At 66.2% G+C, this 14828-nt stretch carries 11 protein-coding genes and 1 tRNA gene; 7 read left to right on the top strand and 5 right to left on the bottom strand.

The features are described 5' to 3' along the window. Position 1: 1 nt before the first annotated feature. The 6 genes from andAb to AC3FNH_RS02355 all read left to right on the top strand — a co-directional run bounded on the left by andAb (position 2) and on the right by AC3FNH_RS02355 (position 9617). The gene (gene andAb, locus AC3FNH_RS02380) at positions 2-334 is read left to right on the top strand and encodes an anthranilate 1,2-dioxygenase ferredoxin subunit AndAb (protein ID WP_483713102.1); all 333 of its coding nucleotides are present in this window, start codon (positions 2-4) and stop codon (positions 332-334) included. Positions 335-349: 15 nt separating this feature from the next. Continuing rightward, the gene (locus tag AC3FNH_RS02375; RefSeq protein WP_488718960.1) at positions 350-1573 is read left to right on the top strand and encodes an NAD(P)/FAD-dependent oxidoreductase; all 1224 of its coding nucleotides are present in this window, start codon (positions 350-352) and stop codon (positions 1571-1573) included. A gap of 76 nt (positions 1574-1649) precedes the next feature. Then, positions 1650-3035: an MFS transporter gene (locus tag AC3FNH_RS02370; protein ID WP_488718959.1), complete on the top strand. Its 1386-nt coding sequence runs from the start codon at positions 1650-1652 to the stop codon at positions 3033-3035. 14 nt (positions 3036-3049) lie between these two features. Next, positions 3050-3967 carry a dioxygenase family protein gene (locus AC3FNH_RS02365; protein ID WP_488718958.1) on the top strand — a complete coding sequence of 306 codons (918 nt, stop codon included), beginning with the start codon at positions 3050-3052 and terminating at the stop codon, positions 3965-3967. A 157-nt stretch (positions 3968-4124) separates the two neighbouring features. Beyond that, positions 4125-5846: an amidohydrolase gene (locus AC3FNH_RS02360; RefSeq protein ID WP_488718957.1), complete on the top strand. Its 1722-nt coding sequence runs from the start codon at positions 4125-4127 to the stop codon at positions 5844-5846. A 324-nt stretch (positions 5847-6170) separates the two neighbouring features. After that, positions 6171-9617 carry an adenylate/guanylate cyclase domain-containing protein gene (locus AC3FNH_RS02355; RefSeq protein WP_488718956.1) on the top strand — a complete coding sequence of 1149 codons (3447 nt, stop codon included), beginning with the start codon at positions 6171-6173 and terminating at the stop codon, positions 9615-9617. Between the two features lie 11 nt (positions 9618-9628). On the opposite strand, the gene AC3FNH_RS02350 is transcribed toward AC3FNH_RS02355, so the two are convergent. Then, a complete protein-coding gene (locus AC3FNH_RS02350) occupies positions 9629-9820 on the bottom strand; it encodes a hypothetical protein (RefSeq protein WP_276100260.1) in 192 nt (63 codons plus the stop codon). 381 nt (positions 9821-10201) lie between these two features. Beyond that, positions 10202-11047 (bottom strand): LysR family transcriptional regulator, encoded by an 846-nt coding sequence (locus AC3FNH_RS02345; protein WP_488718955.1) that lies wholly within the window; start codon positions 11045-11047, stop codon positions 10202-10204. A gap of 85 nt (positions 11048-11132) precedes the next feature. On the opposite strand from AC3FNH_RS02345, the gene AC3FNH_RS02340 reads away from it, so the two are divergent. Then, entirely contained in the window at positions 11133-11741 is a 609-nt protein-coding gene (locus tag AC3FNH_RS02340) for a cysteine hydrolase family protein (RefSeq protein ID WP_276100262.1), read from the top strand. Positions 11742-11827: 86 nt separating this feature from the next. Here AC3FNH_RS02340 and AC3FNH_RS02335 read toward each other — a convergent pair. The 3 genes from AC3FNH_RS02335 to AC3FNH_RS02325 all read right to left on the bottom strand — a co-directional run bounded on the left by AC3FNH_RS02335 (position 11828) and on the right by AC3FNH_RS02325 (position 14584). Beyond that, positions 11828-11904 (bottom strand) — tRNA-Val (locus AC3FNH_RS02335). A gap of 64 nt (positions 11905-11968) precedes the next feature. Further along, positions 11969-13516 (bottom strand): class I adenylate-forming enzyme family protein, encoded by a 1548-nt coding sequence (locus tag AC3FNH_RS02330; protein WP_488718954.1) that lies wholly within the window; start codon positions 13514-13516, stop codon positions 11969-11971. A 60-nt stretch (positions 13517-13576) separates the two neighbouring features. Continuing rightward, the gene (locus AC3FNH_RS02325; RefSeq protein ID WP_488718953.1) at positions 13577-14584 is read right to left on the bottom strand and encodes a tripartite tricarboxylate transporter substrate binding protein; all 1008 of its coding nucleotides are present in this window, start codon (positions 14582-14584) and stop codon (positions 13577-13579) included. Between the last annotated feature and the right edge of the window lie 244 nt (positions 14585-14828).

The raw sequence follows: 14828 nt of genomic DNA, 5'->3' as shown, positions 1-14828 counted from the left end.
AATGAGTACATGGCATGACGTCGGCGCGGCCGACGAATTCATCGAGGACGAACCGCGCGCCGTCGAGGCGGCCGGGGTATCGATTGCGGTCTTCCGCGTGGGCGAGGAGCTGTTCGCGCTGCACGACCTGTGCACGCATGAGCGCGTGCCGCTGTCCGAAGGCTTTGTCGAGGACGGCTGCGTCGAGTGCCCGCTGCACCAGGGCCTGTTCGACCTTCGCACCGGTGCGCCGCGCAAGGCGCCGTGCGTGACGCCGGTCCAGACCTATCCGGTGCAGGTGGCGGACGGCCGCGTGCGGATCCAGGTGCTGCCGCAACCGGTCGTGGTGTCCTGAAGGCGGGGAGCAGTCATGAGCACGGATCCACGGACGATCGTCATTGTCGGTGCTGGCCAGGCCGGCGGCTGGGCCGCACGCACGCTGCGCAGTGAAGGCTTCGGCGGCCGGGTGGTGCTGATCGGCGACGAAGCGCACCCGCCGTATGAACGCCCGCCGCTCTCCAAAGCAGTGCTGGCTGGCGAGGCCGCACCTGAAAGCGCACATCTGCTCGACGCCGCGACGCTGGCGACCTTGTCGGTCGAATGGCTCGCGAGTGCGCGCGTGGCGCGGCTCGACCGCGCGGCCAGGCAGATCGAGCTTGCCGATGGCAGCACCATCGCCTACGACAAGCTGATCCTCTGCACCGGCGGGCGGGCGCGCATGCTCGACGTGCCGGGTGCCGACCTGCCTGGCGTGCACACCTTGCGCACCATCGACGATGCGCAGCGCCTGGGTTCCGCACTGCGCCCCGGCGCGCGCGTGGCGGTGGTGGGCGGCGGCTGGATTGGGCTGGAAGTGGCCGCCACCGCGCGCAAGCGCGGCGCCGAGGTCACGGTGATCGAGGCCATGCGCAGGCTGTGCGAGCGCAGCATACCGGCGGCACTGTCCGAGCACCTGCTGGCGCTGCATGCCGCGCGCGGCACCGAGGTGCTGCTCGATACCGGCGTGGCAGGCATTTCGGCGATCGCGTCCGGCGGGCTCCGCGTGGCGCTGGCGAATGGCCGCGAGATCGACTGCGACGTTGCGGTAGTGGGCATCGGCCTGGTACCGAACGACGAGCTGGCGCATGCGGCCGGGCTGGCTTGCGAGGGCGGCGTGCTGGTCGACGCGCAGTGCCGCACGTCCGATCCGGACATCTTTGCAGCCGGCGACGTGGCCGTTGCGCGCAATGGCTGGGCCGGGCGCAGCATGCGGCTCGAGTCATGGCAGAACGCGCAAGAGCAGGGCATCGCCGCGGCAAAGTCCGCGCTCGGACACGCGGTGCACTACGACCCGCTGCCGTGGTTCTGGTCCGACCAGCACGACACCAACCTGCAGATCTACGGCGTGCCGCAGCCATCCCACCAGGTGGTGGTGCGCGGCGATCCGGCTAGCGGCAGCTTTGTCTTTTTCTACCTCGACGGCCAGTGCGTGACGGCCGCGCTCGGCGGCAACGCGGCGCGCGACCTGCGCTTCGCGCGGCGCCTGATCGAGCAACGCAAGCCGGTCAGGCCGCAAGACCTGGCCGACCCCGCCGTATCGCTGGCCAGGCTTTGACGGCTGCCGCCCCCGCAGCCAAGGCCTGCAAGCAGACACGGGCAAGCAGTCAGAACATAAGGAAACGGAGGAGACCATGCGACAAATCGACATACAGAGAATGGCCGGCGAGGCCAGGCTCAATGCTTTTCACTACCGCGTGCTGATCTGGTGCGCGCTGATCATCATCTTCGACGGCTATGACCTGGCCGTGGCCGGCATTGCGCTGCCGTCGATCATCAAGGAGATGGGGGTCGGGCCGACCCAGGCTGGCTTCCTGGTCAGCACCGCGCTGTTCGGCATGATGTTCGGCAACATCCTGCTGGGCACCATTGCCGACAAGATCGGCCGCCGCTGGGCCATCGCAATCTGCATCGCACTGTTCAGCGTCTTTACCGCCGCCGCGGGGCTATGCAAGGACCCCGTACTGTTCGGCGCGGCGCGCTTCCTGGCCGGGATCGGCATCGGCGGCGTGATGCCGAACGTCATCGCGCAGATGACCGAATACGCGCCGCAGCGCGTGCGCAGCACGATGGTGACGCTGATGTTCAGCGGGTACTCGGTTGGCGGCATGCTCGCGGCGGTGCTGGGCAAGGGCCTGATCGAAAGCTATGGCTGGCAATCCGTGTTTATCGCCGCGGGCCTGCCGTTGCTGCTGATCCCGCTGGTCCTGAAGTCGATGCCGGAATCCGTGCCGTTCCTGATCCGGCGCGGCCGCACGGATGAGCTCAAGCGCCTGGCGCGCAGCATCGATCCGGCCTACCGGCCTGGCGCCGACGATCGCTTTGTCATCGCCGGTGCCGACGTATCCGCCAGCGCGCCGTTCCGCCAGCTATTCCAGCAAGGCCGGGGCCCGAGCACGCTGATGTTCTGGCTGTCGTGCTTCATGTGCCTGTTCATGGTCTACGCGCTCAGCTCCTGGCTGGCCAAGCTGATGGCCAGCGCCGGCTACAGCCTGGGCTCGGCGCTGACCTTCGTGCTGGTGCTCAACCTCGGCGGCATGGTCGGGGCCGTCGGTGGCGGCTGGCTGGCGGACAAGCTCCATATCAAGTACGTGCTGATCGGCATGTACCTGATGGCCGCGGTGTCGATCACCCTGCTGGGCCACCCCATGCCGACCGGCTGGTTGTACCTGATGGTCGGCCTCGCCGGCGCATCCACCATCGGCACGCAGATCGTCGGCTGCGCCTATGCCGGACAGTTTTATCCCATCGGCATCCGCGCTGCCGGTATCGGCTGGACTCTGGGCATGGGCCGTGGCGGCGCCATCCTGGCACCGATCGTGATCGGGGTGCTGGTCGGCATGGGGCTGCGGCTCGAGCACAACTTCATGGCCATCGCGGTGCCCGGGATGGCGGCGGCGCTGGCCGTGCTGATGATCCGGCACGCGCGCTCGGCGTCGGTCGCGGCCGAACCGGGCAAGGCCACGGCCGACGCCGAGAGCATCGATATTCCGCAACGTCGCGCAAATTCCCACATTTAAGGAGAGCACTCATCATGGCTGAATACACCCCTTCCGAACTCCTGGCGCTGGTCAACAGCAGCCAGGTCAGCGCAGGCGATGAGCGCGTGCGCGCCATCACCGCGCGTATCGTCGCCGACCTGTTCCGCACCATCGAGTCGTTCCAGGTGACGCCGAAAGAATTCTGGTCGGCCATGCAATGGCTGACGCGCCTGGGCCAGGCTGATATGGTCGGCCTGATCACTGCCGGCCTTGGCTTCGACCGCCTGCTCGATATCCTCGAAGATGAAGCCGACCAGGCCGCCGCGCGCGCCCAGGGCACGCCGCGCGCCATTGAAGGCCCGCTCTACGTCCCCGGCGCGCCGGTGGCCCAGCGCGAAGTGCGCCTGGATGAAGGCAACGAGGGCAAGGGCGAAGTCCTGGTGATGGAAGGCCGCGTGCTGGACCTGGAAGGCAAGCCGGTGCCGCATGCGAGCGTCGACGTCTGGCATTGCAACGAACTGGGCCGCTACTCGCACTTCGACCCGGCGCAGCCCGCCTACAACCTGCGCCGCCGCATCGAGACCGACGCCGAGGGCAACTACCGCTTCCGCAGCTTCCTGCCGCCGGGCTATGCGATTCCGCCCAACAGCCCGGTGTCGGAACTGTTCGCGCTGCTGGGCCGCCACGGCAACCGTCCGGCCCACATCCACTTCCTGGTGGCGGGCGGCGGCAAGCGTGCGCTGACCACGCAAGTCAACATCCCCGGCGACACCTTCCTGGACGACGATTTCGCCTTCGCCACGCGCGATGGCCTGGTCGTGTCGCTGGAGAAGGTGGAGCGCTCGACCGAGTATGCCTCGCTCGGCGTGACTGGCCCGTTCACCCATGTGCGCTTCGACTTCGTGCTCCAGGATGCGCTGAACGAGGCCGAGGCGATCGCCGCCAGCCGCTACGCCACCGGAGCGGCCTGAGCCAGCCCTGGCAGGGCACGCCGCCGGCTCGAGCCGTCGGCGAGAATAGTTGAAATATAAACAATCGATCTAAATTAACCGATGAAGGGCCGTCCCACGGATGGCCCTTTGTGCCGGTATCGCACATCCAACAAGAAAGAAATTGGGGGAGCAAGGAATGAAAATCAGCAGGAGCAGGGGAGTGCCGGGCTGGCTCGGCATCGCGGCCATCGTGCTGCCGCTAGCGGGATGCGGGGGCTCATCCGAGCCTGTCGCCGATACGGTCTACACCAACGCGAAAGTCCTGACCGTCGACGCCGCCAATACCGTAGAGCAGGGATTCGCCGTCAAGGACGGAAAATTCCTGGCGGTCGGATCGTCAAGTGAATTAGGCAAGCATGTCGGCCCGGCCACGCGTGTGGTCGACATGGGCGGGCGCACCATTGTCCCTGGCCTCAGCGATGGCCACCTGCATGGCGCGGGCGGCGGCCCTGGCATCGACCTGTCGCGCACGCGCAGGATTGACGATGTGTTGGCCGCGATTCGCGATGCCGTTGCCAGCCATGCGCCCGGCGATCTGCTGCAAAGCAACTCCGACTGGCATGAGGCCCAGTTGAAAGAGGTTCGCCTGCCCACCCGCGCCGAGCTCGACGCTGTGGCGCCGAACAACCCGCTGGTGCTGCACCGCGGCGGCCTGACGGCCATGCTCAACAGCGCGGCGCTGGCCAAGTGGAATATCACCGAAAGCACGGTGTCGCCCGACGGCGGCATCATCCAGAAAGACAGCAACGGCCAGTTGACCGGCGTCCTGATCAACAATGCGCGCTCGCTGATGACGCTGCCCGCGCCGCCCAAGTTTGACGCCGCGGCACTGGAAGAAATGCAGCGCAAGCTCAATGCGCTGGGGCTGACCAGCGTGCGTGTGCCGGGCATGTTCACGGGCACTGACGTGCCCTCGGCCTATGCCGTCATCCGCCAGCTCCAGGCCGCGGGCAAGCTGAGCCTGCGCTTCCAGCTGCTGCTCAACGCCATGGCGCCCGTGAACTCGGCCGCGCAGATCAAGTCGATTATTGCCTCGGCCCAGTTGCCGCCAGGCTCTGGCGACGAATGGGTGCGCATCTGGGGCGCGAAGACTTCGGTCGATGGCGGGTTTGAAGGCGGCTATATGAGCCAGCCTTACAGCGAGCCTTACGGCAAGGGCGGAACGTTCTTCGGGCTGCCGCTGGTTTCCGGCCAGGCGTACCAGGATGTGGTCGGCGAACTGGCCCGCAACAAGTACCGCGTGGCCGTGCACGTGGTTGGCGATGCGGCGCTGGACCAGGTCCTGACGGCGTGGGAAAGCCTCGACAAGGCCAGCCCGGGCGCCGTCAGGGGCTGGACCATCGAGCATGCATTCGTGGTCCGCAAGGAGCAGCTCGACCGCGTACGCGCCCTGGGCGCCAGGCTGTCCGTGCAGGCCCACCTGTACGTTGCCGCACCGGTGCTGTCGAAGTACTGGGGGCACGACCGCGCAGAACACGTGACCCCCGTGAAGACCTTCATGGATGCCGGCTTCCAGCTCGTCGGCGGCACCGATTCCGCGAACATGCCGGTCAATCCGTTCTGGGGGATGTATCACTTTATTACCCGCGACACGATCACCGACGGCGTATATGGACCGGACGAACGCGTGGGACGCGCCGACGTGCTGCGCATGTTCACCATCAACTATGCCGACCTGAACGGCGAGGCCGATACCAAGGGCTCGATCGAAAAGGGCAAGCTGGCCGACTTCGTGGTGTTGTCAGGAGACTATCTGACGGTGCCTGAAGTCGACATCCAGAATCTCCACGCCATTGCCACCTATGTCGGAGGCCGCCAGGTGTACCGCGACGCGGCCACTTCGGTTCCGGCCTTTTAAGTCGAAGAGTACCGGCATACGAACGCCGTACGCAGCACGCTCGTGACGAGATAGCCTCACCGGTCCGTTCGCCCGGTGCGTGCAGTCTCGTCAGGTAGCGTGCGTGCCTGACAAGCCGAAGCGAAGCGATTCCGGCGGATGCATTGAAATCTTGAGGGAGCAGCCACGGCGCCGGGCGTAAGAGATGTTATTGCGCCACTTTCGTCCCCGCCCGCAATCGGCTTGCCGCTCTCCGCTTTCGCCGCAACGTGAGCTCTGACTTGCGATGTGCAGTGATTGCGCCTCTAATGGGTGCGTGACAGGCGAATGCGGTCAGAGGGCGATATGCGCTGCGCGAGTTGCGGGTTCGAGAATCCCGCAGGAGTCAACTTCTGCGAAGAATGTGGGAGCAGGCTTGCGCAGGTTTGCCCCCAATGCGGCAAGGAGTCCAGCCCTACGGCAAAGTTCTGCGGAGCGTGCGGCGCCTCCCTGGCTGCCGCCGTTGTCACGCCCGGTACTCGCTCGGTCCTGGCCCCGGCCCCGGCCTCGGCCAATTCCGCCCCCGTTCTGTACACGCCACCCCATCTGGCCGAGCGCATCCTTGCCGAACAGGCGGCCATGGAAGCCAGAGGCGGCACGGCGGGCGAACGCAAGACCATTACCGCGCTGTTCGCGGACATGGCTGGCTCGACGGCATTGATCCAGGACCTGGACCCCGAGGAAGCGCGCGGACTGATCGACCCGGTGGTGGCCCTGATGATGGAGGCCGTGCACCACTATGAGGGATACGTCGCCAAATCCCTCGGTGACGGCATCATGGCGCTGTTCGGCGCACCCATTGCGCACGAGGACCATCCGCTGCGGGCTTTGTTCGCGGCGCTGCGCATGCAGGAAGCGATGCGCTGCCATGCTGACCGGGTCCGCCTGGAGCAGGGCGTGCCGCTGCAGATCCGCGTAGGCGTCCATACCGGCGAAGTGGTGGTGCGTTCCATCCGCAAGGATGACCTGCGCACCGACTATGACCCGGTGGGACACACCATCCATATCGCCGCGCGCATGGAAGGCGTTGCCATGCCGTCGTCCATCCTGGTCAGCGAATCGACCCACAAGCTGACCGAAGGGTATTTCAAGTTCAAGGACCTTGGGACGACAAGCGTCAAGGGCGTCCGCGAGCCGCTCGCGGTCTACGAGGTACTCGGCCTCGGCGCGTTGCGTACGCGCCTGCAGGTGGCGGCGCATCGCGGCCTGGCGAAGTTTGTCGGGCGCCAGGCCGAACTGGAACGCTTGCAGCACGCCTTTGCGTCGGCCAGGGAAGGGCGCGGGCAGATCATCGGCGTGGTGGGCGAGGCGGGCGTTGGCAAGTCGCGCCTGTTCCACGAGTTCAAAGGACGCGCGCAGCAAGGCTGCATGGTGCTCGAGACCTTCTCCGTATCGCACGGCAAGGCGTTTCCTTACCTGCCGCTGGTCGACCTGCTGAGGAACTACTTCCAGATCACGATACAGGATGACGAACGCCTGTGCCGCGAGAAGGTCGCGGGCAGGCTCATGATCCTGGATCGCACCCTGGAGGAGCATCTGCCCTACGTGCTTTACCTGCTCGGCTTCAGCGAGCCGGGGTCGGTGCTGCCGACGATGGACTCGGCGATCCGGCGCCAGCGCACCTTCGAAGCCATCGCACGCCTGCTGGTGCGCGAGAGCCAGAACCAGCCGCTCATGGTCCTGTTCGAAGACCTGCAATGGCTGGATAGTGAGACCGAGGCTTTCCTCAATATCCTGATCGAGCATGTGCCGCAGGCCCGGATCCTGTTGCTGGTCAATTACCGCCCGGAGTACGCGCATGACTGGGGCGCCAGGCCCTATTACACCCAGTTGAGCCTGGATCCGCTGGGGCTGGCAGAGGCGCAGGGGCTGCTGACGGGACTGCTGGGCAACCATCCCTCGCTCTTGCCCCTGAAAGCGCTGATCCTGTCGAAGACCGAAGGCAACCCGTTCTTTATGGAGGAAGTGGTCCAGACGCTGGTTGAAGAAAAGGTCCTGCTCGGCCAGCCCGGCAGCTACCGGATCGAGAAGCCGCCGCTGGACCTCCATATTCCGACAACCGTGCAGGGGGTGCTCGCTGCCCGTATCGACCGGCTGCCCGTCGCGCAGAAGGAATTGCTGCAGACCCTGGCGGTAATCGGCAAGGAGTTTCCGCTAAGCCTGATCCAGCATGTCAGCGCCATGCCGGAAGAGACGTTGCGCCCCCTGTTGGGCGATCTCCAGGCAGGGGACTTTATCTTCGAGCGTCCGGCGTTCCCCGAGGTGGAGTATTCGTTCAAACACGCCCTGACGCAGGAGGTGGCCGGCAACTCCCTGCTGACGGGGCAGCGCAGCATGCTGCATGAACGCACGGCCCAGGCCATCGAGGCGCTGTATCCAGGCCGGCAGAAGGACTATTGCAGCGAGCTGGCTCACCATTACAGCAAGAGCGGCAATGTACCAAAGGCGATCGAATACCTGCACCTCGCTGCACAACTGGCCCTGCAGCGCTCGGCCCAACTCGAAGCCATCCGCCATCTCAGCGCCGCTCTCGAGCTGCTCAAGTCCACGCCGGACTCGCCGGCGCGGGCGCGCGAAGAACTCATCCTGCTGCTGACGCTCGGCCCGGCCTGGATGGCCGCCCGAGGCCACGCTTCCGCGGAAGTGGAGTCCACTTACAGGCGTGCGCTTGCCTTGTGCGAGCAGGGCGGGGAAACCCCGGAATTATTCTCGGCGCAGATGGGGCTGTGGTCGTTCTATCAGTTGCGCGGGCAGTATGACACCGCGCTCGCCCTGGCCGAGCGCTTGCTTGGTTCAGCGCAGCGTTCGCAAAGGCCAGAGCATCTTGCCGAGGCGCACCGCACCGTCGCGGCAAGCGTGTTTCGCCTGGGCCGGATCGGCGAGGCTCGTACGCATATGGAGCAGGTGCTCATGCTGCATCACCCGGAGGGGTACATCCATGATTTCCTGCTGGGCTATGGCCGCCTGCCGGCCATCCATGCCTTGAGCGCCCTGGGATGGATCCTGTGGTATCTGGGCTTTCCGGACCAGTCCCGCCAGCGCAACGAGGAGGCCCTGGCGCTGGCCAGGAAATGTGCCGATCCTTTCAGCCTTGCGCTGAGCCTGCTGTTCGCGGCCGAACTGCACCTGTACCGGCGCGAGGCGCCACTGGTGCGGGAATATGCGGACGCCGCCATCGCGCTATCGAGCGAGCAGGGGTTCCCTCTCTACCTGGCGTGGGGAACCATCCTGCGCGGCTGGACGCTGGCCGAGGCGGGCAACCACGAGGAGGGCATTGCCCGGATACGCGAAGGCCTCGCGGACTACGAGGCCACTGGTGCGGTGTTGGGGCAGTCACGGATCCTGGCTCTCCTCGCTGAAGGCTATGGCTTATCCGGTACCCCTGAAACGGGCCTTGTTACGCTGGCTGAGGCGCAGCAGTTGGCGGAGTCCAGGGGCGAGCGCTTTGCGGAACCCATATTGCTTCGTCTCAAGGGGGAACTGCTGCTGCAGTCGACAGGCGACGCAACTGGCAGGCGTGCCAGGGACACGGAGGCCGAAGCATGCTTTCAGAATGCGGTTGCCGTTGCCCATGACCAGGGATCGCGCTCGCTCGAGTTGCGCGCCGCGCTGAGCCTGGCGCGGCTATGGCAGCGACAGGGCAAGGCGCACGCCGCGCACCGGATGCTGGCAGAGATTCACGGCCTGTTCACGGAGGGGTTTGATACGGCCGACTGGCAAGAAGCGCAGGCGCTGCTTGCCAGCCTGGCGTAAGCGAGAGCCCCTCATGTGTCGTGTTTGTGACTGTGGATGGACGTTACCGACTCTACATCCAGGTCGAAGAACGGACTGTCTGGCGGGGGCGGCGGCAGCCCCGCGCCCCAGCTGGCGATGGCAAGCTTGATGTACTCGGCCATCTGATCGTCGGAAACGTCCCTGGGTTGGTCGATGGTGACGATATAGCGGCGATTTCTCATGATGGGGTCCCCCTGTCCATGCGGCATGGGCCCTGAGCAGCCATTCGGGAATACCTGCTGAAACGCTGTCGGATGTACCGCAGACCGCATTTTCAGGGTCAGCGATATTCCCACACCGGATTCCTCCCGGGTTTCGCTGCCAGCCGGCAGCTCCATTCAAACCCGGCACCCGTGTGATGCCATGACGTTCGTCGGATGCGCCGGTGCGCCGTCGGCTGCCTTCGGGTGCATATCGGCTTAGTTCAGTATAGGCATCGAGAGGTTTACCCCGGTCGACTGAGGCAGGCGTTCACAGGACAGTCCAATCCGACCGGCAGTTGCCAGCGAGCAGGTTCGCTACCGGCGATGCCGTGCTTTCCACGGCCACGCAGGGGGATGCCGTCAGCATTGGGACAGCGTATCGGCCAGCCACTCGATCACCGGCCGGAAGCGCGACGCGCCGCGAAATTCGGTGGGGTAGGCCAGCCAGATCTCGCGCATGACCTCGGGGACCTCGCGCAACAGGCGTAGCCCGGCATCGTCGCGCGCCACGTAGTGCGGCAGCAGGGCCGTCCCGAGGCCCGCGCGCACGGCTTCGCGCACGGCCAGCAGGTTGTTCGAGTGAAAGGCGATGCGGCGCTTTGCGCCATGCGGCCAGGTGGCCTCGGGAATGCCATAGCCTTCGTCGAGCAGCGCGCATAGCGGGGTGCTCTCGTCCATGGGGACCTTGGCCGAGCCATAGAGCCCGAACCGCACCGTGCCGACGCGCATGGCCACGATATCGTCTTCCTGCGGCCGTGCGAGCCGCACGGCGAGATGTGCGTGCCGCCGTGCCAGGCTGGCCCGGCGGTCGTCCAGTTCAAGGCGAACCACGATGTCGGGATTGGCTGCATACAGCCCGGGCAGTCGCGGGATCAGGAAGTGGCTGCCCAGCGCTGCCGTCGCGGCGACGCGCACCACGCCGGAGGTACCGCTGCCCGTGCCCTCAAGCTCGCGCATCAGGCGGTCGGCCGATTGTTCCATCTGCCGCGCCGCCGTCAGCGCATTGCGGCCCGCCGAGGTCAGTTCGAAGGCGCCTTCGGCCCGCGTGGCCACGGGTTTGCCCAGCGCGTTTTCCAGCCGCCGGATGCGCCGGATGGCCGTGGCATGGGTGATATCCAGCTCGCGCGCGCAAGCCGAATAGCTGCCGGCGCGGATCAGGGTGGACAAGGTCAGCAGGTCGTCCCACGAGACTGTACGTTTTTGCACAGCGGCTGTGTGTGAGTGGGTAATTGGCGCACAGCATAGCGTGATCTACGATGCCTGCACAACCTACTCAACCGGAGAATCCGCGATGTCTGCTACTACCCCCGTTACCCTGCTCGACGCTGCCGGCGCCAGCCGCAAGCCCTCTGCCTGGGAGGACTCCGTGCTGGTCCTGGTGGACCACCAGCGCGAATACACCGACGGCGTGCTGCCGCTGACCGGCATGCCGGAGGCCGTGGCCGCCTGTGCCGAGCTGCTGGCGCTGGCACGCCGGCACGGTACGCCGGTCATCCACGTGGCGCACCACGGCAAGGGCAAGGGGGCCTTTGATCCGGCGGGGCCCTATGTGTCGTTCATCGAAGGACTGACGCCGCAGGCGGACGAGCAGACGGTGGTCAAGCACCTGCCGAACAGCTTTGCCGGCACGGACCTGGCCGCGCGGCTCACGGCGCTCGGCCGCAAGGAACTGATCGTGGCAGGCTTTCAGACCCATATGTGCATCAGCGCAACGGTACGTTCGGCACTGGATCACGGCTATCGCGTCACGCTGGTGGCCAATGCCTGCGCCACGCGCGACCTGCCCGACCCGCTCGGCGGCGAGCCGTTGCGCGCGGCGCAATTGCACCGTGTCACGCTGGCGGCATTGCACGACCGCTTTGCGACGGTGGTGCCGGATGCATCGGTCTGGAAGGCCTGATTCGGCGGAACGCGCCGCAAAAAGCCGGGGCAAAAACAAAAACGGACGGTGCCGAAGTGGCGACCGTCCGTGTTTGCGTTGTGCGTTGGTAGGCTCGATTGGACTCGAACCAACGACCCCCACCATGTCAAGGTGGTGCTCTAACCAGCTGAGCTACGAGCCTAGCGAAGCCGCAGATTATAGAGAGCCCTTCGCGGCTGTGCAAGTGTTTCGGGAATGTTTTTCGTTCAGGCGGTGATGCGGTCCCGCAGTTCGCGCTTGAGCACCTTGCCGATGGCGCTGCGCGGCAGGCTGTCGACCACATGCAGCGCGCTCAGGCGCTGCGTCTTGCCCAGGCGTTCGTTGGCCCAGTCGAGTACCGCCTGCGCCGTTGTGCCATGGCCATCGCGCAGCGCGATGAAGCCGACCGGCGTTTCGCCCCAGCGCTCCGATGGCACGCCGACCACGGACACATCCGCCACGGCCTCGTGCGTGCGCACCACGGCCTCGATATCGCTCGGATAGATGTTGAAGCCTCCGGAGATGATCACGTCCTTCATGCGGTCCATCAGCACCAGGAAGCCGTCTTCATCAAAGCGGCCGATATCGCCCGTGCGGATAAAGCGATTGCCCTCGGCATCATGCCACTCCACCTCGGCGGACTTGGCCGGCAGGTTGTGGTAGCCGTTCATCATGGCACCCGAGCGGCCGACGACTTCGCCGATGCTGCCGGGCGGCAGTTCCTTGCCGTCTTCGTCGATGAGACGGACATCCGCGCCTGGTGCCGGGCGCCCGACGGTGTGCAGCTTGTCGGGGAACTCGTCCGCGACCAGCATGCAGCCGCCACCGCCCTCGGTCATGCCGTACAGCTCCGTCAGCTTGCCGGGCCAGCGGCGCAGCACTTCGCCCTTGAGAGCCGCGCTGAAGGGGGCGCTGGTGCAGAACTTGCGCCGGAAGCTCGACAGGTCGTACTTGTCGAAATCCGGATGGGCCATCAGGCGCTGGTATTGCACCGGCACCAGCATGGTGTGCGTGACGCGATGGTGCTGGGCCAGTTCCAGGTACTTGCCGGCGTCGAACTTCGGCATCAGCACGGCGGTGCCGCCCAGCCCGATGGTCGGGAAGAAGCTGGCGAGCGTGGTGTTCGAGTAGAGCGGGGTGGAGAGCAGCGTGATGGCATCGGTGCCGTAGCCGGTCATGGCGCCGCGCGACACGTGCGCCCAGCGCATGCCGTGCGACTGCACGATGCCCTTGGGCATGCCGGTCGTGCCGGACGAATAGATGATGTTGAGCGGCAGTTCCGGGCGCACTTCCGGTTCCGCGAACGGTGCGCCGGCCGGTGCCAGCCATGACTGGAATGGCTGGCCCGCGGCGCTGTTATCCAGCGTCACCAGACGCGTGTTGCCGAGCTGCGGCAGCACGGGCCGCAGCGCATCGGCGACCGCGGCATCGAGGAACAGGATGCTGGCGCCTGCATCGGCCACCATATCGGCCAGGCTCTGCGCGGTGGACGACGGCGCGAGCGGCGCGACGACCACGCCGGCGCGGATGGCGCCGAGGTATACCGCGGCATATTCGACGGACGAGGTCGCGCAGATCGCGATGGCGCCGCCGGGCGGTACGCCGTCGCGCTGGAGCGCGGCGCCGATGCGGTTCATGGTGGCATCGAGCTCGCCATAGGACATCGATTGCTCGCCCTGCACAAGGGCGACATGCGCGGGCTGGTTGGCAGCGTGGCCGCGCACGAGCGTGGACATGCTGGTAAAGGGGCGTTGCATCGGGGAGGTGTCGGTCATGGCATGCAGGCCGGCGGAGCTTGTCCTTCCGCCGGCGATGGGGAATTCGGTTCGGGAGGCTTACTGTACCTGGGCGCCGGAGTCCTTGACGACTTTGCTCCAGCGCGTGATCTCGGCGTCGATATGCGTGCGCAGGGCGTCAGGCGTCGAGCCCACCGGTTCATAGCCATTGGACGCGAGGTTGGCCTTCAGCTCGGGCTCCTTCAGGACCGTCGCAATCTCGCGGCTGAGGCGGTCCACCACCGGAGCCGGCGTGCCGGCCGGCGCCAGTACGGCATACCAGCCGGTGATGTTGATGCCCGGCACGCCAACCTCGGCCAGCGTCGGTACGTCGGGCGCGATGGCGGCGCGCTTCGAGCCGGTCACCGCGAGTGCGCGCACCTTGCCGCTGCGCACGTGCGGCAGCGTGGTCGAGATGCTGTCGAAGGTCAGCTGGATCTCGCCCGACAGCATCGCCGTCACGACCTGCGCGCTGCCCTTGTACGGCACGTGGGTCATCTTGATGCCCGCCACCGAATCGAACAGCTCGCCCGCGAGGTGGCCCGTGTTGCCGTTGCCGGCCGAGCCGAACGTGAGCTTGCCCGGCGATGCCTTGGCTTCGGCGATCAGCTCCGGCACCGTGCTGGCGCGCAGCGAGCTGCTGCCGGCCAGGATCATCGGCAGGTTGGCCACCAGCGAAACCGGCGCGAAGTCCTTGCGCGTGTCATATGGCAATTTGGGATACAGGCTCGCATTGATCGCATGCGCGGCCAGCACCATGATCAGCGTGTTGCCATCGGGTTTGGCGCGCGCGAGCGTCTGCGTGGCAATGGTGCCGCCGGCGCCGGGCCGGTAGTCGAGCACCACCGGCTGGCCCAGCCGTTCCTGCAGCCGTGCGGCCACCGGGCGCGCCAGCAGGTCGGCACTGCCGCCGGGCGGATAGGGAATCAGAAGCTGGATCGGACGGGAGGGCCAGGTCTCTGCCCTGGCCAGGCCAGGGTGGCCGAGCGTGGCGGCCGCGGCGAGTGCCAGGCCGGTGGCCAGCAGCCAGGCCCGGCGCTGCGTGCCGGTGCGCGAATGCGTATTCATCGCTGTCTCCTTGGGTGTTCTTGTGCCGGCCGGTGCCGGAGTGTCCTCTCGCGTGGCGGCTGGGACACTTATGTGGGAAACCTTAAATCGCGCGCGCGGGCAGGGGAATTCGGAAATGGCTAAGGCTGTGTTCCATAGCCGGCCGGCTCTCAAAAATCTTTGTGATCCGGGAGATTTTTGGACCGGTTGTCGCTGGATTGAGGAAATCTTTGCGATCAGGGAGATTTCTTGATTCCTTCTGCGT

This window comes from Cupriavidus sp. 22TCCZM01-5, from assembly GCF_057798915.1.
The sequence above is the reverse complement of the archived record's forward strand: the minus strand, read 5'-3'. Positions and strand labels throughout refer to the sequence as shown.

Excerpts from the sequence above, each read along its gene's own strand:
- AC3FNH_RS02365 (WP_488718958.1), top strand. The coding sequence starts at position 3,050 with ATGGCTGAATACACCCCTTCCGAACTCCTGGCGCTGGTCAACAGCAGC.
- AC3FNH_RS02360 (WP_488718957.1), top strand. The coding sequence starts at position 4,125 with ATGAAAATCAGCAGGAGCAGGGGAGTGCCGGGCTGGCTCGGCATCGCG.
- AC3FNH_RS02330 (WP_488718954.1), bottom strand. The coding sequence starts at position 13,516 with ATGACCGACACCTCCCCGATGCAACGCCCCTTTACCAGCATGTCCACG.
- AC3FNH_RS02350 (WP_276100260.1), bottom strand. The coding sequence starts at position 9,820 with ATGAGAAATCGCCGCTATATCGTCACCATCGACCAACCCAGGGACGTT.
- andAb (WP_483713102.1), top strand. The coding sequence starts at position 2 with ATGAGTACATGGCATGACGTCGGCGCGGCCGACGAATTCATCGAGGAC.
- AC3FNH_RS02370 (WP_488718959.1), top strand. The coding sequence starts at position 1,650 with ATGCGACAAATCGACATACAGAGAATGGCCGGCGAGGCCAGGCTCAAT.
- AC3FNH_RS02355 (WP_488718956.1), top strand. The coding sequence starts at position 6,171 with ATGCGCTGCGCGAGTTGCGGGTTCGAGAATCCCGCAGGAGTCAACTTC.
- AC3FNH_RS02340 (WP_276100262.1), top strand. The coding sequence starts at position 11,133 with ATGTCTGCTACTACCCCCGTTACCCTGCTCGACGCTGCCGGCGCCAGC.
- AC3FNH_RS02375 (WP_488718960.1), top strand. The coding sequence starts at position 350 with ATGAGCACGGATCCACGGACGATCGTCATTGTCGGTGCTGGCCAGGCC.
- AC3FNH_RS02325 (WP_488718953.1), bottom strand. The coding sequence starts at position 14,584 with ATGAATACGCATTCGCGCACCGGCACGCAGCGCCGGGCCTGGCTGCTG.